The organism is Aeromonas sp. QDB39 (assembly GCF_027707585.1).
GTDB lineage: Bacteria > Pseudomonadota > Gammaproteobacteria > Enterobacterales > Aeromonadaceae > Aeromonas > Aeromonas hydrophila.
Map to the genome: position 1 here is coordinate 1 of NZ_JAPCIV010000143.1, position 560 is coordinate 560.

Sequence of the window (560 nt, forward strand, 5' to 3'; positions counted from 1 at the left end):
TTGGCCAGCGCCTGACCGCCAAGCAGCACGGCGCGGTCGATGGTGGTACCGGCAACCTTGTCCACTTCCGCACCGGTCGCGGAGTTGGCGGCGCACACCTTGACGGTACTACCCTGGTTGAAGCGGATCGGCATGCCCTTGTAGGGCTTGACCAGAATGCCGCGCCACATCGCACCTTCACCGCGGAAGATGGGGTGGTTCCAGCCCTTGCTGCGCTCAATTGCGGCCGCCAGCATCGCCTGCCAGTCCTTGCCGGAGGTGGAGGTGTAGAAGTCGTGCCACTGGCGCGGGGTGACGTAGAGCACGTAGAGCGGCTCGCCCCCGGACGGATCCGCAACCATGCGGATCGGCTGGATGGGGTTGGCCATCTCGGACAGGAACAGCGACATGTTGTCCACGCAGCCCAGGTTGAAGCGGTCAGCCGCGTCGATACCTTCGAAGCTGGTCGCATCACCACCAAAGAAGTGGCGCTCGTAGGTGGGCGCAGTCAGCGGGTTGATCATGATGTCGGAGAATTCCGGATCATCCGCCAGCGGCAGGATGATATCGGTCGCGTAGTA

Annotated in this window: 1 protein-coding gene; it reads right to left on the minus strand. The window is 63.4% G+C overall.

The annotated features are described in order from the left end of the window. Positions 1–560 (minus strand): phage capsid family protein (locus tag PG899_RS24230; RefSeq protein ID WP_270697829.1); only part of this gene is annotated, 560 nt, incomplete at both ends.